The 19,490-nt window shown below is 66.3% G+C and carries 13 protein-coding genes, 1 tRNA gene and 1 pseudogene; 6 read left to right on the top strand and 9 right to left on the bottom strand.

All coding sequences use genetic code 11. The features are described 5' to 3' along the window. Positions 1-753: 753 nt before the first annotated feature. Positions 754-1,146 carry a hypothetical protein gene (locus EDC64_RS05460; protein WP_132030240.1) on the top strand — a complete coding sequence of 131 codons (393 nt, stop codon included), beginning with the start codon at positions 754-756 and terminating at the stop codon, positions 1,144-1,146. A 149-nt stretch (positions 1,147-1,295) separates the two neighbouring features. Here EDC64_RS05460 and EDC64_RS05455 read toward each other — a convergent pair whose 3' ends face one another. From EDC64_RS05455 to EDC64_RS05435, 5 genes are all read right to left on the bottom strand, one after another. Next, entirely contained in the window at positions 1,296-2,075 is a 780-nt protein-coding gene (locus EDC64_RS05455) for an ABC transporter ATP-binding protein (protein ID WP_132030239.1), read from the bottom strand. After that, a complete protein-coding gene (locus EDC64_RS05450; RefSeq protein ID WP_132030238.1) occupies positions 2,072-2,854 on the bottom strand; it encodes an ABC transporter permease in 783 nt (260 codons plus the stop codon). The genes EDC64_RS05455 and EDC64_RS05450 overlap by 4 nt, the downstream gene beginning before the upstream one ends. A 10-nt stretch (positions 2,855-2,864) precedes the next feature. Next, positions 2,865-3,869: an ABC transporter substrate-binding protein gene (locus EDC64_RS05445; RefSeq protein ID WP_132030237.1), complete on the bottom strand. Its 1,005-nt coding sequence runs from the start codon at positions 3,867-3,869 to the stop codon at positions 2,865-2,867. Positions 3,870-3,950: 81 nt separating this feature from the next. Then, positions 3,951-4,334, bottom strand: coding sequence for a cupin domain-containing protein (locus EDC64_RS05440; RefSeq protein ID WP_132030236.1), 384 nt, complete (start codon positions 4,332-4,334; stop codon positions 3,951-3,953). A gap of 29 nt (positions 4,335-4,363) precedes the next feature. Then, complete coding sequence (locus EDC64_RS05435; RefSeq protein WP_132030235.1) at positions 4,364-5,368, bottom strand: nitrilase-related carbon-nitrogen hydrolase; 1,005 nt, start codon at positions 5,366-5,368, stop codon at positions 4,364-4,366. A gap of 99 nt (positions 5,369-5,467) precedes the next feature. On the opposite strand from EDC64_RS05435, the gene EDC64_RS05430 reads away from it, so the two are divergent. Further along, complete coding sequence (locus tag EDC64_RS05430) at positions 5,468-6,409, top strand: ketopantoate reductase family protein (RefSeq protein WP_132030234.1); 942 nt, start codon at positions 5,468-5,470, stop codon at positions 6,407-6,409. A 52-nt stretch (positions 6,410-6,461) separates the two neighbouring features. Then, positions 6,462-7,199 (top strand): GntR family transcriptional regulator, encoded by a 738-nt coding sequence (locus EDC64_RS05425; protein WP_245504547.1) that lies wholly within the window; start codon positions 6,462-6,464, stop codon positions 7,197-7,199. Positions 7,200-7,684: 485 nt separating this feature from the next. Here the strand turns inward: EDC64_RS05425 and EDC64_RS05420 are convergent. Together EDC64_RS05420 and EDC64_RS05415 are read right to left on the bottom strand one after the other, a co-directional pair. Continuing rightward, positions 7,685-7,934: pseudogene (locus tag EDC64_RS05420) on the bottom strand (transposase); the annotation flags it as partial. Positions 7,935-8,240: 306 nt separating this feature from the next. Next, on the bottom strand, positions 8,241-15,356 hold the full coding sequence (locus EDC64_RS05415) for a tail fiber protein (protein ID WP_132030233.1): 7,116 nt from the start codon (positions 15,354-15,356) through the stop codon (positions 8,241-8,243). A 526-nt stretch (positions 15,357-15,882) separates the two neighbouring features. On the opposite strand from EDC64_RS05415, the gene EDC64_RS05410 reads away from it, so the two are divergent. After that, positions 15,883-16,137: a hypothetical protein gene (locus EDC64_RS05410; RefSeq protein ID WP_132030232.1), complete on the top strand. Its 255-nt coding sequence runs from the start codon at positions 15,883-15,885 to the stop codon at positions 16,135-16,137. A 90-nt stretch (positions 16,138-16,227) separates the two neighbouring features. On the opposite strand, the gene EDC64_RS05405 is transcribed toward EDC64_RS05410, so the two are convergent. Both EDC64_RS05405 and EDC64_RS05400 read right to left on the bottom strand, forming a co-directional pair. Beyond that, positions 16,228-16,303 (bottom strand) — tRNA-Glu (locus EDC64_RS05405). A 42-nt stretch (positions 16,304-16,345) separates the two neighbouring features. Beyond that, positions 16,346-17,035: a YggS family pyridoxal phosphate-dependent enzyme gene (locus tag EDC64_RS05400; RefSeq protein ID WP_245504546.1), complete on the bottom strand. Its 690-nt coding sequence runs from the start codon at positions 17,033-17,035 to the stop codon at positions 16,346-16,348. Positions 17,036-17,357: 322 nt separating this feature from the next. Here EDC64_RS05400 and EDC64_RS05395 point away from each other — a divergent pair, with 322 nt between their 5' ends. Then, on the top strand, positions 17,358-19,007 hold the full coding sequence (locus EDC64_RS05395; protein ID WP_132030230.1) for a sensor domain-containing diguanylate cyclase: 1,650 nt from the start codon (positions 17,358-17,360) through the stop codon (positions 19,005-19,007). Further along, positions 19,007-19,468, top strand: coding sequence for an NUDIX hydrolase (locus EDC64_RS05390; RefSeq protein WP_132030229.1), 462 nt, complete (start codon positions 19,007-19,009; stop codon positions 19,466-19,468). The genes EDC64_RS05395 and EDC64_RS05390 overlap by 1 nt, the downstream gene beginning before the upstream one ends. Positions 19,469-19,490 lie beyond the last annotated feature (22 nt).

Below are 19,490 nucleotides of genomic sequence, written 5' to 3'. Positions count from 1 at the left end.
CGCCGGTTTTGACGATCGGTGCCAGGCCCTCGGCGCGCACTGAGCTCAGACCCGCCGACGATGCCATGAGCAGCGCCGTCAGACTGACGCCCGTCGCGAATGACCGTACGCCCCGCTCTGGGCGAGCGCGCCGAGAAAGAAATGAAGGAAATGAAATATTTGAAATTCTCCCCTCTTGCTTCTCAAACACACCGACCTCCAAATAATACGAAGCAAAATCGCATCCTTAGTGGCTTCCGGTTTAGCATCAAAATTCGAATTTATTAGGTTAAATAATACCATGCACACCAACTCGATACGCAGCGCCACGTCTCCGGGGGATGTATTGGAGCCGCCAGCAGGACAATATTTCTTCCGTGTCGGCGACATTGGGTGAAGCCTGCCCGAGAGGACCATGGGCACATCCGTGCTCGCGGCCGAGGTCGAGCGTTGCGACCAACGAACATATCGCGCCTGCTGTTCTCGACGCGGCAGCCGAGTCTGTCGGACTTCCGGACCCGTGTGGATCAGGTGCTCGCCCCGTCGGGACAGCCGCTCACGGACCCTGATCTCGATCGTTTCAGAAGCTCCTCACGCGGAAGCGTGGATCAGAGCATGGTGCCCGGCGCCGTCGACACCGGGCGCGAGCGGCCGTCCCCGGCCCATCTCGTCACCAGCCGCAGGAGGGCACCGGCGGGCAAAAGTTGCGCCATACGCTGGAGATCCCCTAAAAGGGCGCACGATTCCTTCTGCGCCGCATCTGGGGAGCCAGGCGTGACGCTGGTGCCCGACCATCAGGGCAGCCAATTCAAGGCCTTAGCTCGCAAGCTGGAATGCGACGAGGGGGAAGCCCGATGCGATGGGTGGCTGAAACACGGCGGCGAACGTGAAGCCGACGCCGGAGAAAGCCGACGAATGAAAATTCCTCTTTGGTATATCGGCCAATGGGTGATCTGGCTGTTCACCGGCTTGCCGATCCAGTGGTTTTTCACGGCGTTCAACGGCTTGTCTTTCTTAACGCTACCGGACCCCCCCAATCCAGACGGAGTGTCACTTGCCTCCTGGGGAGCATTGCTCGTTTTCCTGTATCATCCCATTCTCTCGGCACCCTTCGCCGTGTGGTGGGCTTGGCGCCGCAGCAGGGGGAACAAGCGCCCCGTCCGATGACAGTTAATTCCCGCTCGATGACGTTGCGGCGGCGGTAGAGCACTTGGTGTCGTCCAGCCAACTCTTCCTCGGCTCTCCGGAGATTCTCTGCTTCTATCCCTGGCTGCTTTTTGACGTGGGGCTGCATCAAGGGAAGATCCGAGAAGGCGCTATGTTGGAGATGTCTCGCAACGTCGAGACTCCGCCCGCGCCATCTGCAGGCCGATGCGAATTTCCGCCGCGGCTTCCTCGCGTGACGACAGGTCCCGCACGTTGACCTCCTTCACCACCTGGCCGGGGCGGCCGAATACCAGGACGCGCTCGGCCACTTCTGCGGCTTCCGGGACCGAATGGGTGATGAAGATCGTGGTGGTGCGCTGCTCGCGCACCAGCCGGAGCAGATCGACGCGGATCACGCTCGCCGTGATCTCGTCGAGCGCAGAGAAGGCCTCGTCGGCGAGCAGCACGCGCGGCTCGATCGCGAACGTCCGGGCGATCGCCACACGCTGGCGCATACCTCCGGAGAGCTGGTGCGGATAGGCGTCGGCAAACTGCGACAGGCCGAGCCGCTCGAGCCATTCGCCCGCGATCCGTCGCCGCCGGGCCTTGGGAATGCGCAGCACCTGGAGGCCGAACTGGATGTTCTGCGATGCGGTCCGCCACGGCAGCAAACGATCGGTTTGAAAGACGATGCCGACTTGCCCACGCAGGGCATCGAACTCTTTGAACGGATCACAGCCCAGGACTTGAACCCGCCCTTCGGAGGGCTGCTGGAGGCCCAGCAGCATCTGCATGGCGGTGGACTTGCCGCAGCCGGTTTCACCGACGATGGCGATGGTCTCGCCTTCGGCGACGCTAAAGTTGAGATTGCGGCAGGCGAGGAAGTCTTCATCGCGTTGCGTGTAGCGCTTCGAGACGTTTTGAAAGGTAACGGGCAAATCTGGGTTCACGCCTGCTCTCCCTTGGGCCGCCAAGCCAGCAACCGGCGTTCAATCATCATGATGATGCCTTGGTAGAAGAACAGGACGAGCACCAAACTCAGCGTCCAAGCGATCGCGGCGGCCATGTCGAGGACGGCTTGGGCATTCAAGAGCTGAAAGCCTACGCCAGTTGTCGCGCCGATCAGTTCGGCCACGACTGCCACTCGGATGGCATTCCCGAGATTGACCGACCAGACGCTGATGATGGCCGGGACGATGGCGGGCAGTAGCACCATCGCGTAGCGCTGCATCCGAGAGGCGCGGAATGCCTGTGCGAGTTGAATAAAGTCGAGATTGACCCCGCGCACCGCGGAATCCACCTGAAGCGCGAAGGTCGGAATCGTCACCATGAGAATGATGAACGCGATCCGCACTTCCACCTCGGTGAACCAGATCACCGCAAAGACGATCCACGAAAGCGCGGGAATACCCTGCATCAGGTTCAGCAAGGGCCTCATATAATCGCGAAACCAGTCGGACCCACCCATCATCAAGCCGACTGCGGTGCCGATGATGAACGCGCCGAGCAGGGACACCAGCACCCGCAGGCTCGTATAAATGAGATGAATCCGAAGATCCGGTTCGATGAATATATCCAGCAGCGCCCGGCCGATCGCGGAAAGACCTGGGGCGACGATCGGTGGAAGAAAATAGGTGCTGACCTGCCAGACGACGGCAATCAGCACCAGATCGAGAACGAGCGCCGACTGGCTGCGCCAGCGCTCGCGCAATGCGCGGGGGACCGCCACAAATGCCTCCTCAGACCGGCTTGTCGAACAGGACGTCGGGCGCGGGCATGTCCTTCAGGAAGCCGATCTCCAAAGCGGCTCGAAACATGGCTTCCGTCGCCGCGCGCTGTTCGCCCGCCCAGTACATGTTGAAGCCGAGTCTTTTAGAGCGGATGAGATCGGCCATGGTCTGAGGGTCCGTCTTGCTCGCCTTGGCAATGATGGATCCGGCCTCGTCGGGGCTTGATTCAATGAAGTCCGCTGCTTGTGCGTACATGGCGTAGAGGCGCGGAATGAGCTGCGGATTGGCCTTTACCCAGCCTTCATGGGCAGCGATTCCTTGATAGGGCATTGCCGCAACCTTGTTGGACTCGCGCCATAAGCCGATGAAATCGAGGGCACGATAATCCCCCTTCGACGCCAGGATGGAATAGGCCGGCTCCCAGAGCTGGACACCATCCACGCGCCCGGAGACCATCATCGGCACAAGCGCCGTGCTGGAGGTGTTCATCACCTCGACCGTGGAGAGATCGAGGCCGGAAAGTTTCGCGAAATAGCGAAAAATGGCGTAGTTCGATGTCGGCAGGGCCGCGGCTAGCTTCTTTCCGGAAAGATCCTTGAGCGTTTTTATTGCGCTGGCGCCGGGAACAGCCACGGTTCCCCAATAATCATTGATATTGAACAGGTAGATGATCTTGGCGCCTTTTTCGCTCACGAGGCCGACATCGATCAAAAGGCTGCCGGATCCGCCGAGGGGGCTCGCGCCGGAGGCGAAGTCGGAGCGGTAAATACCGGCGGCCTTGGGCTGGAACGTCACATCGAGCCCATTCGCCTTGTCAAAACCCTTCTCCTTGATAACGGGGGAGGGAAAGGCGCCGAGGGATGGCATTGCCAGAGAGGGGATATCGAGTGCCGCGAGCTTGGTCTGAGCGAGCGCGGGGCGGGCCAGCGGCACCAAGGGGACGGCAGCACAGGCACCGAGGCCGGCGAGGGCCCGTCTGCGCGTCAAAGGGGGAGAAAAAATGGAATTTGACATGTGCTTGCTCCACGGTCTGGAAGGACGTGCGCTTTTTGCGCTGTTCTGTTCTGGAGAAGGCGGCACCGGGTCGTTTTTTGCTCAATCCTCGGCGCGCACCGGAACGTGGTCGTAGCCTTCCCAGGGCGAATGGATCAGCAGAAACAGCATGTCGTCCGTCTCGCTGGCATTGCGCACTTCGTGGACGACATTGGGGGGCATTGCGCAGAAGGAGCCTGTGCGCAGCGGCGCCGTACGCGCCTCGCCGTCCTCCGTATAATGAACGACACCGTCTCCTTGGACGCCGAAGAAGAGGTCCCAGACCTTCTGGTGATAGTGCGACTTGATGCGACCACCCGGCTTGACGCGGAACAGGCTGGTCTCTGCGTCCGGCACCTGGTGAAGCACCGCCTTGCTGGAGAGCTGGTGTTTGGATTCGCCCTGCACCTGCGTGACATCGGAAACCGAAACGACTGGATATTGCATGCTCATGAACTCCCACAATGGTTCGAATGTCAGATAAGGGCCTCGTCCTGGGGGCCGTTGAAATTGACCGCGCGCTTTTCGGCATCATCGACATGGAGCCGAAAAACGTCGGGCCGTGCGTAGTGCCCCACGGGATCGAAATCGAAGGCGCCTCGGGTGGTGGCCGCCAGGTCGATCTCGGCCGTCAGGATGCCCTCTCGGTCCCAAAGCGGACCTGCGAGCACAGTGCCGAGCGGATCGACGATGCAGGCCCCGCCACGGCAGACGACCGCTTCGGGATCGTCGGGCAATAGGGAGGCATAATCCGCAGGATAGTCGCTTCGCCGGCAGAACTGGTTGGTGGACAGGACGAAGCAGCGGCCTTCCATCGCGATATGCTGCATGGTCGGCAGCCAAGTGGAGCGTGCGTCCGCCGTTGGGGCGCACCACACCTGCACCCGCTTGGCGTACATCGCCGTACGCAGCAAGGGCATGTAATTTTCCCAGCAGATCACCGCCCCGAGCCGCCCGAGCGGCGTCTCGGGCACCGGCATGGTGGATCCGTCGCCGAAACCCCAGATGAGGCGTTCCGAGCCGGTAGGCATGAGCTTGCGGTGCTTGCCGGTGAGCCGACCCTCGTCGTCGAAGAACAAGACCGTGCAGTAGAGCGTCAGCCCGTCGCGCTCGATCACGCCGACGACGAGATGCACCGCACTCTGCTTCGCAACGAGAGCAAGTGCCTCCACGGCTGGGCCGGGCACGTCGATTGCGGCGTCGAAATATTGGCGGAACTGATCACGTCCCTCAGGGGTGCGCACGCCGACAACGGCTCCAAAATCGGCGCCCCGCGGATAGCCGCCGACGAAGGCCTCGGGAAGCAACACCAGCTTGGCTCCGTCGGCGGCGGCCTGGGCGACCAGATCGCGGGCCTTCTGAAGTGTGCGCCTCACATCGAAGGCAACGGTTGCAGCCTGGATGCAAGCAGCCTGATAGGGCGCGACGGGGGTGTCGGTTGCGCGCCTTACCGCCTCGTCGAACGGGGAAGGAGTGGTCATGTCGCATGCCCTTTTGGAGCTTGCGGCATATTGACATGTCAGATAAGCATGTCAAATAGATATTCAATAAAATCCGATCGCCAAGGGAGAGTCGGCGTCATGCGAATTTTGAGCCTGGGAGCCGGCGCGTTGGGGGGCTATTTCGGTGGGCGCCTCGTCGAGGCCGGAGCCGACGTCACGTTCCTGGTCCGCCAGCGGCGCCGCGCGCAGTTGCAGGCGCAAGGGCTTGCCATCCGCAGCGCGGCGTGCGGAGATTTCGTGTGTTCGAGCGTGAGGGCTATCGCGCAGGACGAACTCGACGATGAGGCACCGTTCGACGTCGCCCTCCTCACCTGTAAAGCCTACGACTTGGAAGACGCCATGGCGGCCATCGAACCCGCGATCGAAGGAGGGGCCGCCATCCTTCCTTTGCTGAACGGGCTCTCGCACATGGAGGTGCTCAACGCCCGGTACGGGCGGGAGCGCGTGCTCGGCGGTCTCGCCAAGATCGCCGCCACCGTGACCACGGACGGCACCATCCTGCACCTCAACGATTGGCGCTATCTGGTGTTCGGCGAACAGGACGGCAGCATCAGTGCGCGCTGCTCGGCGCTGAAGGCCACCTTCGACGGATCAAGCGTGGAAGCGAGCCTGGTGGACAATGTCGTCGGCCGCATGTGGGAGAAATTCGTCCATTTGGCGACGGTCGCCTCTATGACCTGCCTGATGCGCGCGAGCGTGGGTGAAATAGCCCGCACGCCACGTGGAAGCGCGCAAATGACGTCGATGCTCGAGACACTCGCCGGCCTCGCGGCAGAGGCAGGCTACCCCGTCTCGGAGGACTTCAAGACCGAATATCGTCGCCTTTTCCACGATGCCAGCTCGTCTTACACGGCCTCCATGCTGCGCGACCTTGAGTCCGGAAAGCGAGTGGAAGCGGACCACATCGTAGGATATGCGGCTGACCGCATGCGGCAGTTTGGCATCGACGCACCCTTGCTGGAGGCTGCCCATACACATCTGAAAGCGTATGAAGAAAGGCGTGCGGCCGGACGCCTCTGATCGAGGCCCGTCGGCGGCGCCAATGCCGGAGACACTGGCAGTCGGAGGAAGCATGGAAGAGACCGCTCCCATGGGCGGAGCCGCCGGGGATGGGATGCCCCAGATCGGCATGCCCCACGCGCTGTCCACAGTCAAACCGCCATCGGCGGCGGAAGCCGCCTATTCCGGAATTGTCGATCTCATTCTGGCCCGTGGCCTCCGACCAGGCGAGCGCACATCGGTCAATCTCCTGGCCGCGAGGCTGGGGCTCGGGCGCATGCCGGTGAAGGAAGCGGTGAACCGGCTGCAGACGGAAGGCATGTTATCGATCAAGGGGCGCAGCGGCACCACCGTCACCACCATCGGCCCCGACGCCGCCGCGCAAATGTTTGCGTTGCGCCGTGCCCTCGAAGCATTCGCCGCCGAAGGCGCAGCGCTTCGGGCGACGGATGACGACATGGCCCGGGTGCGGGCGCTCGTCGAGGAGATGCATGCCACGTCAATCGACGATCCGTACGGCGACGGGGCCGGGCCGCGTTTTGTTCGCGCGAACAGTGCCTTTCATGCAGCGGTTGTCGGGGCGGCCCACAACCCGTTTCTTGACCGCGCATACGGACAGTTGCAATTGCAGCTTCAGATCGTGTCCTATCTCAGTTATCGCGGTCACAATCCGGATGCCGCACGTCGTCGTCAGCGCGAGCATGAGGAAATTGCCGACGCATTGGCGGCGCGCGACGCTGAACGCCTCCGGGAGGCGCTTCGCCAGCATGGAGAGACGACCGAAAGCGCTCTGATTTCCCAGCTCCCCTAGGGCGAGCGGGGCACCATAGCGGACACATCGTCCTGCATCTTCAAGCTTTGATTTCACGGGGAGAACAGGGACTCGGTTGAGCAAAGAGGATCATAAAGGTGGACCTCTCAGAGCGGGTTCGCAGGTGCCGCGGCTGTGCCAAGAGATCTACGGCGCCTTGAAGGCCTTTTTGAACCGCCCAAGCGAGAGTGACTGACCGATCGCGGATCGACGCCACCGACCTCACGGCCCGGTGCGGCCGTACCGTGTCGGTCGCCGCAATGATCACCGTCGGTGTCAACACCGACGGCGGCGCACCGACGCCTCACGCACATGACATGACGTCTCCGACACCCTCCTGCTGGCTTCGCCGCAACCGCGATTGACGGCCTTGCGGCCATCCCCGCCGCGGCGGAGGGCCGATTCGGGGCTGAGGACGAGAATGCATCTTCAGGCAGGAATTCGCGCGTCGAGATTGCACCATCAAATCACGGGATCAAACAGCCTAGGAGGTCATGCTCCGCCTTCAGCTTGGCCCCTTGCCTGCGCAGCCGATGAATCTCGACGCTCGGGCCTTAACTGCCCGTGGCCGGGACACGGATGCTGGGGATCCGCATTCGCCTCGCGGATCCATTTACGCAGCACGGTCTCGTGGACATCCGAGTCGCGGGCAGCCTGCGCAACCGCGTCGCCCCGATCCTTCACCAACCTCACAGCCTCGAGCTTGAACTCGCGGCCGAACCTCCGTCGTCGCATTCCAGCTCCCCAGTCCCGCTGAACACCTTATCTCGCTGTCCACGAAACCGGCAGCAGGCCAGAGAGCTTGTTCCCCCGGCCGGAAGACCAAGTCCTCAATCGGATCGAGCACGTATCACCGAGGAAGTATTCTGTGAAAAGTTGTCCAGGGCAGATGAGCTAAAATACCTTGGAACGCAGCGCGACCATTGCGCTGGGGGCTTGATTGACATGAAGACAGGGGCGGGCTGGTTCCAGTCTCGGCTTGTCGCGGGCCTTTGAAGCACAATCCCGCGACCTCACTGAACGCGGGGCATCCCTCGCGCCTCACAGGAAGGTGTCTGGGAGCGCGGCGGAGACGAAGTCCATCTGGACGACGAGGTCATTGAAGTCGCGGTCGCCGCCGCCGTAGACGTCTTCCCAACCCCACGTATTGAGGCCGTAGTTCCACACGTGGTTGATGCCTTGCCCATCCACCGTCTCGTTGGCATTGGCGAACATGTAGAAGTCGTGTCCGCCGGAGGTGATCCGCATGGCGATGAGATCGCCGTCATCCACCCCGGCAAGGCGGGCTTCGCCATACCTGCCGTAGCCGGCACCGGAAATCGAGGTGGCGCCGGCATCGGTCTGGTAGGCATGGACACGGCTCGCCGCATCATAGCCGGCATCCCCGGGCCGCAGCCCGTCCACGGTGCCGGAATAATCGTCAACCTTGTAGAACATGAGCTCGACATCCTGCATACCGTTCTGGCGCATGCGGATGATCGCCTGTTGGTCGTCGGCACCCCCCAGTGTGCGGGCGGTGGTGACGAGGCGCGCGACCTCCACCGCGCTGCCGCCGTCGACGGCGATGAAGTCCGCGAGACCGAACGGGCTGGAGAGGGCGATATGGGGCGTGTCGGCCTCCTGCCCGTCGATCTTCACCGCGAGCGGCGCGCCGCTGGCCATGTCGCTCTGGAAGGCCGCACCCTGGCCGCCGCGGTCAAAGGCGACGACGCTGGCGGGATCGAAATCCGGCTGAAGAACGCTCTGCGCAAATGCCCGCGACCAAGCGTGAGCCCCCGCCGTGTCGCTGGCGAAGGAGGTCGCGCTGCCGCCGGCCTCGAAAACGATGGTGCGGCCCGCCCCCGAAATCGTCTGGATGGCCAGGCTCTGGGCGGTGGTGCTGGTCAACTGGCCCGAGCCAAGGTCGGTGACGAGGTCGGTGCCGTCCGTGTCGAACCCGAGAGCGACGGTCACCAGCTTATCCAGCAGGCCCTTCGTGCCTGTCAGGAGGCTGCTTTCATCGAAGCCGTAGCCCGCCGGAGGCACATAGCCCCCACCGGGGCCGTCCGTGTTGCCGGAGCCCACCAGGGCGCCAGGGAAGATCACGGAAATGACGGGCAGGAGGGCGGCGGGATCCCTGACGGCGTTGCCATGGGTCTCCAGTGCGGTCTCGATCCGGGGCATGAGATCGGCGAGGACGGCGGAGCTGGTGACCAGGGCGGAGGCGGTGCCCCCCGCAGGGTCGGCAACGGTGTAGCTGAAGGTGACGGAGCCGGGCTGGCCTTCGTCGGGCGTGAAGAGGAGGGTTCCGTCCGTCGAAAGCGTCACCCTCCCCCCGTCCACGCCCACCGCGCCTCCCACAGTGATGGCGTGGCCGTCAATGGCGGTGACGCGCAAGGGAGCACCCTCAGGGTCGCTATCATTGGCGAGCACGTCCAGGGCCACGGGGCGGCCGTCGGCGTGGAGGGGTAAGACATCGCTATGGGCCAGCGGGGAGGCGTTCTCCCCCGTAGGGCCCAAGACGGTGCCGGTGACAACGGCTGTGGCGATCCCGCCGGTGCCGTCCGAGACGGTGTAGGTGAAGCGGACCGGCCCGTCATAGCCGGGCTTCGGGGTGAAGCGCAGGAGCCCCGCCTCGGTGAGCGTCACAGCACCGCCCTCCACCGCGAGGGAGAGGCCGCTCGCGATAGCGCCGCCATCCACCCGCACCACGCGCCAGTCGCTTGGGACGTCCCCGTCCGCATCATTGGCGAGCACGTCGATGATGACGGCCTCCCCCGCCGCGGTGGTGAAGGTGTCATCCTCCGGCGTAGGCGCGGCGGCGGGCGGCGTCACAGTGACGGACACCGTGGCGCTGGCGGTCAGGGCGCCGTCGGAGACGGTGTAGGTGAAGACGACCAGCCCCTCGACGCCCGCCGCGGGCGTGAAGCTGAGCCGGCCGTCTGCCAGTAGCGTCACCGTGCCGGTGGCGACAGTGACGGGGCTGTCGACCGAGATCGCCTGGCCCTCCACCTGGGTGATGGTGAGCGCGGCGCCCTCCGGGTCGCGGTCGTTGGCCAGCAGATTGAGGAGGGTGGCTTCGCCTCGAATGGCGACGAAGGCGTCATCCTGCGCCGAGGGAGCGGAGTTAGGAGGCAGCGACGCGGCGATGGGCGCGGTGGCGGCGCTGGCGACGGACTCGACGGCGCCCTGGCCGTCGGTGTAGCGCAGCTCCGCGCGCACGCGATGGCCGACCTCCGCCTGGGTCAGGGTGTAGGTCGTGCCGGTGGCGCCAATGATGTCCACCCAGACGGCGCCGTCCTGCCGCTGCCACTGATAGTCGACCGAGGCTGGAAAGCCGTCGGCATCCGCCACCATATGGCTCGCCGTCAGCACCGCATCCTCGCTTGCCGTGCCGCTCACCGTCACCATGCCGGTGGGGGCATCATTGACGTTGGCGATGGGGGCGGTCGGGGCGCTGGCGACGGTCTCGACGGCGCCCTGGCCGTCGGTGTAGCGCAGCTCCGCGCGCACGCGATGGCCGACCTCCGCCTGGCTCAGGGTGTAGGTCGTGCCGGTGGCGCCAATGATGTCCACCCAGACGGCGCCGTCCTGCCGCTGCCATTGATAGCCGACCGAGGCTGGAAAGCCGTCGGCATCCGCCACCATATGGCTCGCCGTCAGCACCGCATCCTCCGCCGCCGTGCCGCTGACGGTCACAGTGCCGGTGGGGGCGTCATTGACGTTGGCGACGGGGGCGGTGGCGGCGCTGGCGACGGTCTCGACGGTGCCCTGGCCATCGGTGTAGCGCAGCACCGCGCGCACCGGATGGCCGACCTCCGCCTGGGCCAGGGTATAGCTGGTGCCGGTGGCCCCGGTGATGTCCACCCAGCCGGTGCCGTCCTGCCGCTGCCATTGATAGCCGGCCGAGGCCGGAACGCCATCGGCATCCGCCACCGTGCCGGTGGCGGTCAGCACCGCATCCTCCGCCGCCGTGCCGCTGACGGTCACCGTGCCGGTTGGGGCGTCATTGACGTTGGAGACGGGGGCGGTGGCGGCGCTGGCGACGCTCTCGGCGGTGCCCTGGCCGTCGGTATAGCGCAGCTCCGCGCGCACCGCGTGGCCCACATCGTCCTGGGTCAGGGTATAGCTGGTACCGGTCGCCCCAGCGATGTCCACCCAGTTCGTGCCGTCCTGCCGCTGCCATTGATAGTCGACCGAGGCGGGAAAGCCGTCGGCATCCGCCACCGTATGGCTCGCCGTCAGCACCGCATCCTCCGCCGCCGTGCCGCTGACGGTCACCGTGCCGGTTGGGGCGTCATTGACGTTGGAGACGGGGGCGGTGGCGGCGCTGGCGACGCTCTCGGCGGTGCCCTGGCCGTCGGTATAGCGCAGCTCCGCGCGCACCGGATGGCCCACCTCCGCCTGGGTCAGGGTGTAGCTGGCGCCGGTGGCGCCGGTGATGTCCACCCAGTTGGTGCCGTCCTGCCGCTGCCATTGATAGCCGACCGAGGCTGGAACGCCGTCGGCATCCGCCACCGTGCCGGTGGCGGTCAGCACCGCATCCTCCGCCGCCGTGCCGCTGACGGTCACCGTGCCGGTCGGGGCATCATTGACGTTGGCGATAGGCGCGGTGGCGGCGCTGGCGACGCGCTCGGCGGTGCCCTGGCCGTCGGTGTAGCGAAGCACCGCGCGCACCGGATGGCCCACATCGTCCTGGGTCAGGGTGTAGCTGGCGCCGGTGGCGCCGGTGATGTCCACCCAGTTGGTGCCGTCCTGCCGCTGCCACTGATAGCCGGCCGAGGCCGGAAAGCCGTCGGCATCCGCCACCGCATGGCTCGCCGTCAGCACCGCATCCTCCGCAGCCGCGCCACTCACGGTCACCGTACCGGTGGGGGCATCGTTGACGTTGGCGATGGTCGCGGTCGGAGCGCTGGTGACGCTCTCGGCGGTGCCTTGGCCATCGGTATAGCGCAGCTCCGCGCGCACTCGATGGCCGACCTCCGCCTGGGTCAGGGTGTAGCTGGTCCCGATGGCGCCGGTGATGTCCACCCAGGTGGCGCCGTCCTGCCGCTGCCACTGATAGCTGACCGCGCCCGGAACGCCGTCGGCATCCGCCACGGTGCCGGTGGCGGTCAGCACCGCATCCTCGGCTGCCGTGCCGCTCACCGTCACCGCGCCGGTGGGGGCGTCGTTGACGTTGGCGATGGTCGCGGTGGCGGCGCTGGCGATGCTCTCGGCGGTGCCCTGGCCGTCGGTATAGCGCAGCTCCGCGCGCACCCGATGGCCGACCTCCGCCTGGGTCAGGGTGTAGCTGGTGTAGGTGGCGCCCGCGATGTCCACCCAGACGGCGCCGTCCTGCCGCTGCCATTGATAGCTGACCGCGCCCGCAATGCCGTCGGCATCCGCCACCGCATGGCTCGCCGTCAGCACCGCATCCTCCGCCGCCGCGCCACTGACCCTCACCGTGCCGGTGGGGGCGTCGTTGACGTTGGCGATGGTCGCGGTGGCGGCGCTGGCGATGCTCTCGGCGGTGCCCTGGCCGTCGGTGTAGCGCAGCTCCGCGCGCACGCGATGGCCGACCTCCGCCTGGCTCAGGGTGTAGGTCGTGCCGGTGGCGCCAATGATGTCCACCCAGACTGCGCCGTCCTGCCGCTGCCATTGATAGCCGGCCGAGGCCGGAACGCCGTCGGCATCCGCCACCGTGCTGGTCGCGGTCAGCACCGCATCCTCCGCCGCCGTGCCGCTGACGGTCACCGTGCCGGTGGGGGCGTCGTTGACGTTGGCGACGGGGGCGGTGGCGGCGCTGGCGACGCTCTCGGGGGTGCCCTGGCCATCGGTATAGCGCAGCACCGCGCGCACCGGATGGCCCACCTCCGCCTGGGTCAGGGTGTAGCTGGTGCCGGTGGCGCCAATGATGTCCACCCAGTTGGTGCCGTCCTGCCGCTGCCATTGATAGCCGGCCGAGGCTGGAACGCCGTCGGCGTCCGCCACCGTGCTGGTGGCGGTCAGCACCGCATCCTCCGCCGCCGTGCCGCTGACGGTCACCGCGCCGGTGGGGGCATCATTGACGTTGGCGATAGGCGCGGTGGCGGCGCTGGCGACGCGCTCGGCGGTGCCCTGGCCGTCGGTGTAGCGAAGCACCGCGCGCACCGGATGGCCCACATCGTCCTGGGTCAGGGTGTAGCTCGCGCCGGTGGCGCCGGTGATGTCCACCCAGTTGGTGCCGTCCTGCCGCTGCCATTGATAGCCGGCCGAGGCTGGAACGCCGTCGGCGTCCGCCACCGTGCTGGTGGCGGTCAGCACCGCATCCTCCGCCGCCGTGCCGCTGACGGTCACCGCGCCGGTGGGGGGGTCATTGACGTTGGCGATGGTCGCGGTGGCGGCGCTGGCGACGCTCTCGGCGGTGCCCTGGCCGTCGGTATAGCGCAGCTCCGCGCGCACCGCGTGGCCCACATCGTCCTGGGTCAGGGTATAGCTGGCGCCGGTCGCCCCAGCGATGTCCACCCAGTTGGTGCCGTCCTGCCGCTGCCATTGATAGCCGGCCGAGGCCGGAACGCCGTCGGCATCCGCCACCGTGCTGGTGGCGGTCAGCACCGCATCCTCCGCCGCCGTGCCGCTGACGGTCACCGCGCCGGTGGGGGCGTCATTGACGTTGGCGATGGTCGCGGTGGCGGCGCTGGCGACGCGCTCGGCGGTGCCTTGGCCATCAGTATAGAGCAGCACCGCGCGCACCTTGTAACCCACCTCCGCCGAGGTCAGGGTGTAGGCGGTGCCGGTGGCGTCCGCGATGTTCAGCCAGAAGAAGCCGATCTGCCGCTGCCACTGATAGCTCACCGCGCCAGGAAAGCCGTCGGCATCCGCCACCGTGCTGGTCGCCGTCAGCACCGCATCCTCCGCCGCCGTGCCGCTGACGGTCACCGTGCCGGTGGGGGCATCATTGACGTTGGCGATGGGGGCGGTGGCGGCGCTGGCGACGGTCTCGCTGGTGCCTTGGCCGTCGGTGTAGCGCAGCACCGCGCGCACCGGATGGCCGACCTCCGCCTGGGTCAGGGTGTAGCTGGCGCCGGTGGCGCCGGTGATGTCCACCCAGTTGGTGCCGTCCTGCCGCTGCCACTGATAGCCGGCCGAGGCCGGAACGCCATCGGCGTCCGCCACCGTGCCGGTGGCGGTCAGCACCGCATCCTCCGCCGCCGTGCCGCTGACGGTCACCGCGCCGGTGGGGAGGGCGTTGGCCGGAAGGTCGGAGTTCGTCAACTGGAACGTGGACGTCCCGTCTTCCGCGCCCAAGGCGCCGTCAGCCTCCGTCATGGCGCGCCCGATAAGATTGGGCAATTGGAAGGTCGTGACACCATCCCCGCCGTATGTGGTGCCGAGAATGGCAAAGAGCGCTTCGTTCGAACTGATTTGCAGCGTGCTTCCGTCTGCGAGCGCCCATCCATTGGGAATAGTGTTGCCGGCAAATGCCCTGATCTCGCCGAGAAACGGCATATCATCTGGAACTGAGGAATCCGAGTTCGGATAAACGCCTTCGGTGGCAACGATGAAATTCAGCGCCATAGACGGCTGATGATTGTCGAACGAAGCGGCCAGGACGTCGGTGAGTGAGTTGCCCGTGATGGTAACGGTGTCGCTGCCGATCACCGTGCCCACCGCATAGTTCACAGCGCCCTGTCCGGCGCCGATAATGGTTTTGTCGCGCAAGTCGGGCAGCATGAATGTCGAGATGCCGTCACCGCCAAACTGGTTGCCAATGGCAGCAAACAGTTCCGGAAACTCCGCGACGCTTAAAGTGGCCCCGTCGGTGGCCAGATAGCCAGTAGGCGTGAAGTTACTGAGGAACGGCACGATCTGCCCGACGGTGCTCCCTCCCGCGCCGATCACAAAGCTTACGCCGAGCGAGAGCTGATCGTTGCTGAACGGCACGTCGGCGCCGCCCAAGGCCGTCGGCAGGTTGGCGCGCACGATCGTCACCGCCGACGACCCGAACGCCTCGCCAGCTGCCGTGTCATCGCCCACGCCGACCATCAGGCGGCCGTTGAGATCCGGCAATTGGAAGGTGGTTCGGCCGTTTCCGCCGTAGGTCGTGCCGAGGAGAGAGAAAAGGGCCGTGTTTTGGTTGATTGAAAGACTCTGGCCTTCGGCGAACGCGGTGCCGCCTGCAGCGAAATTCCCCGCGAACGACCGGATCGACCCCATGAAAACAGAATCTGTGGCGCCACCCGCGTCCCGTGAGGGAAAGACTCCCTGCAGCAAAACGAGGTGATGCACCGCAAGTGTCGGCTGATTATTCGTCGGCACAACAACCTCCTCTGGCGAGAGTCAGTCAATGTAATAAATATGTAATATATATTCGCCTAAACATCTCGATGAGATAACTAAATATCTCGATGAGATAAATAAACGAGCAAGCATTATTTGCAATTACAACTTTGATTTCAGATTGTCGAGCCGAGCACGATCTTTTTCCTCAGAGCGCCGGCGATGTCGCGGTGGGCCGCCCCGCGCGCCCGCAGGAGAAGAGCGCTCTCCCGAGGTGGTGAACGCCCGGACGCGCCGCCGCAGCCGCGACACGGGGCGCGGCCGCGATGTCCGACCAGATCGTGGATCCCTGCAGCGTTTGCGTTCGAGCGCCGAAGCGCCATCCTCGCCGAAGCGGGGGGCGCCCGGCTGGCGCGCGCATCGCGCGCGCGAATGGCAGGTCAGGGACGACCTGCCCCGTCCAATGCCGGTCGGGCGCGCGGAGATCGAAGCTCTGGAGGCAGCGCATCGCCCACTCAAGGCCGACCGCGATCAGGCCAAGGCCGCTCTCGACCGCGTCCATGCAGCGCAGCGGCCGCCCGCCACGATCGCCCCCGAGTTCGTGCGAGAGTTCGGCATGCTGATGCGGACGAATAGCGCGGCAGGCTCGGTGCCGTTCCGCAAAGCCTGGCCGCAGAGCATCGTCGACAGTGTCAAGTTCGACACCGACAGCGCCTGAATTGTCGGCGACAAAGCGATCTCGAGAAGGTCATCGCCGCCGCAAGCACGGGCACGCGATAAACTTGGTGTTCGCGGTTTTGTGCGGAAGTGGCGCTCCCAAGGGGAATCGAACCCCTGTTTTCGCCGTGAGAGGGCGACGTCCTAGACCGCTAGACGATGGGAGCGTCGCGGGAAGGCGATCCGTATATCCGCGAACCGCGTGGGCATCAAGCCTTTCCGGCCGCCGGCGAGCGGCCGCCGAAGATGGCGCTGCCGACGCGCACATGGGTGGCGCCTTGGCTCACCGCGACGGCGAAATCGGCACTCATGCCCATCGAGAGCCCGGCAAGCCCGTTGCGGGCCGCGATCTTTGCCAGCAGCGCGAAATGCGGCGCCGGCACGTCCTCCGCCGGGGGGATGCACATCAGCCCGGCCAGATCGAGCCCGAGCGTATCGCGGCACGCGGCGATGAAGGCGTCGGCCGCCTCCGGCAGCACCCCCGCCTTCTGCGGTTCGGCGCCGGTGTTCACCTGGACGAAGACCGGCAGGCGCCGCCCCTGGCGCGCCATTTCCTCGGCGAGCGCGCGGGCAATCTTCGGCCGGTCCACGCTGTGGATCGCATCGAACAGCTCCACCGCCTCGCGGGCTTTGTTGGATTGCAGCGGGCCGATGAGATGCAGCGCCACGCCTGGCGTCTCGGCCCGCAGATCGGGCCATTTCGCCCGCGCCTCCTGGACGCGGTTCTCGCCGAACACGCGCTGGCCCGCGGCCAAGACCGGCCGGATCGCAGCCCCATCGAAGGTCTTGGAGACGCAGATCAACGTCACGTCGGCGCGCGCCCGCCCCGCTTTGCGGCAGGCCGCGGCGAGGGCGTCCTCGACCGCCCTCAGGCCCTGCACCTCTGCCTCGTGCTCCACGATCGCCTCTCCTTCGTGCCGGGTCCCGCCGCTCGTCGCGCCCGCCTCGTTCTGCCGCGCAACGCGGCGGGAGGAAAGCCTCAGGAGAGGGATCCCGTGGCATGCGTGCGAATTTCGTGCGCCCTGCGGTCGGCGAACAAAAAATACCGCCCTGCCCGCGGGACGGAAACCACGCGATTCGCGGTCGGAGCGGACCCGGCGCGTCGACACGGTGCGGCGGCCGGGACCGGGTACCTTCGCGGCAAACATCGTGTTTCCATCCGACCGAATCGCGCTCTAGGGTGGGCGCGCCGGGTGCGCCGGCGGCAGGCTCTTGGACGGAATGGCGGATCAGCTGCACCCGAAAGCGCAGAGCGGCCGTTGGCGGCGGGTCAGCATCCGCCGGCGCGTCATCTCGCTGATTCTGCTGCTCGCGCTTCCCATCGCGCTGGAGCGCGGCGTCGCTTTGTTGAACGCACGAAACCAGCAGATCGCGGACACCATCGACCGGCTGCGCCAGACCGTGCAGATCGTGGCGCTCGCACAGAGCGAGAACATCTCGGCGGCAACCGCCGTGGTCCAGACCCTCGGCCCCCAGGCGACCTCGCTGATGGCCGATCCCGCAGCCTGCGAGGCGCTGTTGCGGCAGATCAGCGGCGAGGTGCTCGGCGTCCAGGGCGCCTGGATTGGCACGATCGAAGGTCGCGTGAGATGCACCAATGCTCGCGCGCTGTTGAATGTCGACCTGTCCGATCGGGACTATGTTCAAAAGGCGCTCAAATCGCCTCAGCCGGCCGTGTCCGATTTCTTCGTCACCCGCAACACCGCCCGGTCGGGGATTGCGATCGCCAGCGCCGAGCGTGACGCCAAGGGCGATCCGGTCGCCCTCGCGGCGGTAGGTCTCGATCTGCAATGGATGTCGCGATCTTCGGTCCACGCCGGCCTCTCCGGCGTCCATATCTGGGTGGTGGACGGCGCGGGCGCCGTCCTGGCCCGTCATCCCGTCCCCACGACCATCCCCGAAACCATGCCGAGCGCCGCACCCTTGCTCCAGGCCATGATGGCGCACGACGACGGTACGCTCCAGGCGCCCGGCCCCGACGGGGTCACGCGCTATTTCGCCTATGTCCGCCTGCCCGGCACCGCGATCCGGGTGCTCGCGGGGATCGATCCGGCGGACGCGACCCGGGCCATCGACCAACGCATCCTTGCCACGCTCGGCCTCCTCTTCTCCGCGCTCACCGCGCTCACCTTGATCGCGATCTATGCCGCCGACCGCCTGATCGTCGCTCCGATCGATCAGATGGCCCGCGACATCCTGGCAGCCGGGCGTGACGAGACGCGGGGGCTCGGTGAAGCCGAGGTGCGCGAGTTCGAACCTGTGATGCGGGCATTCGAGGCGATGAACCGGCGGCTCGACGAACGCACCGCCGGCCTGCGGAACATCAATCGGCGTCTCACCGCCCTCGCCTCCACGGACGGCCTGACCGGCCTTGCCAACCGGCGGACATTCGACGTGCAGTTTTCCGACGAATGGGTGCACGGGGCGGATGCCGGGCGGCCCTTGGCCCTGGTGATGGCGGATGTCGACAATTTCAAGCTCTACAACGACACGATGGGGCATCTGCAGGGCGACGAGGCGCTGCGCAGCGTCGCGCGCATGCTCGCGGCTGCCGTCGCCGGCACGCCCAATCTCGCCGCACGCTATGGCGGCGAGGAATTCATCGTCCTTCTGCCGGGTTGCGATGTTGCCGCTGCGGTCGAATTCGCCGAGGACGTGCGCCGCCTCGTCGCCGCACTCGGCATCGACCATCCCAAGACCGCGATGCGCCGGCTGACCGCCAGCTTCGGCGTCGCCGCGGCCGTGCCGAGCCTGCACGGCTCGCCCGATGCGCTGCTCGCCTCCGCCGACGGCGCGCTCTACGAAGCCAAGCGGCTCGGCCGCAACCGCGTGGTCGCCGCCCGGGGACCGGCGGAGGCGGTGCGGGTGTGATGCCGGCCGGTGCGGCGCTCAAGCGTCCCGGCTGCGCCGCGCTCGCCGTGGTCCCGCGCGCGGGGCGCGTCCTCCTGGTGCGCCGGGTCAATCCGCCCGATGCCGGCCTCTGGGGCTTTCCCGGCGGCCGGATCGAATGGGGTGAGACGGCCGCCGCGGCGGCGATGCGCGAATTGTTCGAGGAGACCGGCGTCACCGCCGTGCCGGGCCCGACGCTCCAGGTGCTCGATGCGTTCGACCATGCGCCCGACGGACGCCTGCTGCATCATTATCTTCTGGTGCCGGTGATCGGTATCTGGCGCGCCGGCGAAGCGAGGGCGGCCGATGATGCGTGCGACGCCGCCTGGTTCTCCCTGGCCGACATCGCCGCTCGCACCGGGGACTTCAGCGCCTGCGTCGCCGAGGTGGCGCGGGACGCCCTCGCTTACGCGGCCCATCGGTCGGGATCGGCGGACCGCTGAGCCGGTCTCCGCACCCCGGCAA

The sequence above is a fragment of the Aquabacter spiritensis genome (genome assembly GCF_004346185.1).
GTDB lineage: Bacteria > Pseudomonadota > Alphaproteobacteria > Rhizobiales > Xanthobacteraceae > Aquabacter > Aquabacter spiritensis.
Note: the sequence above shows the minus strand (reverse complement) of the source record. Positions and strands in the feature narration are given on the sequence as shown.

What these genes read in the sequence shown, in the direction of transcription:
- EDC64_RS05410 (WP_132030232.1), top strand. Translation starts at nt 15,883, where the DNA reads ATGCCGGTCGGGCGCGCGGAGATCGAAGCTCTGGAGGCAGCGCATCGC.
- EDC64_RS05445 (WP_132030237.1), bottom strand. Translation starts at nt 3,869, where the DNA reads ATGTCAAATTCCATTTTTTCTCCCCCTTTGACGCGCAGACGGGCCCTC.
- EDC64_RS05415 (WP_132030233.1), bottom strand. Translation starts at nt 15,356, where the DNA reads ATGGGGTCGATCCGGTCGTTCGCGGGGAATTTCGCTGCAGGCGGCACC.
- EDC64_RS05425 (WP_245504547.1), top strand. Translation starts at nt 6,462, where the DNA reads ATGGAAGAGACCGCTCCCATGGGCGGAGCCGCCGGGGATGGGATGCCC.
- EDC64_RS05435 (WP_132030235.1), bottom strand. Translation starts at nt 5,368, where the DNA reads ATGACCACTCCTTCCCCGTTCGACGAGGCGGTAAGGCGCGCAACCGAC.
- EDC64_RS05430 (WP_132030234.1), top strand. Translation starts at nt 5,468, where the DNA reads ATGCGAATTTTGAGCCTGGGAGCCGGCGCGTTGGGGGGCTATTTCGGT.
- EDC64_RS05390 (WP_132030229.1), top strand. Translation starts at nt 19,007, where the DNA reads ATGCCGGCCGGTGCGGCGCTCAAGCGTCCCGGCTGCGCCGCGCTCGCC.
- EDC64_RS05395 (WP_132030230.1), top strand. Translation starts at nt 17,358, where the DNA reads ATGGCGGATCAGCTGCACCCGAAAGCGCAGAGCGGCCGTTGGCGGCGG.
- EDC64_RS05440 (WP_132030236.1), bottom strand. Translation starts at nt 4,334, where the DNA reads ATGCAATATCCAGTCGTTTCGGTTTCCGATGTCACGCAGGTGCAGGGC.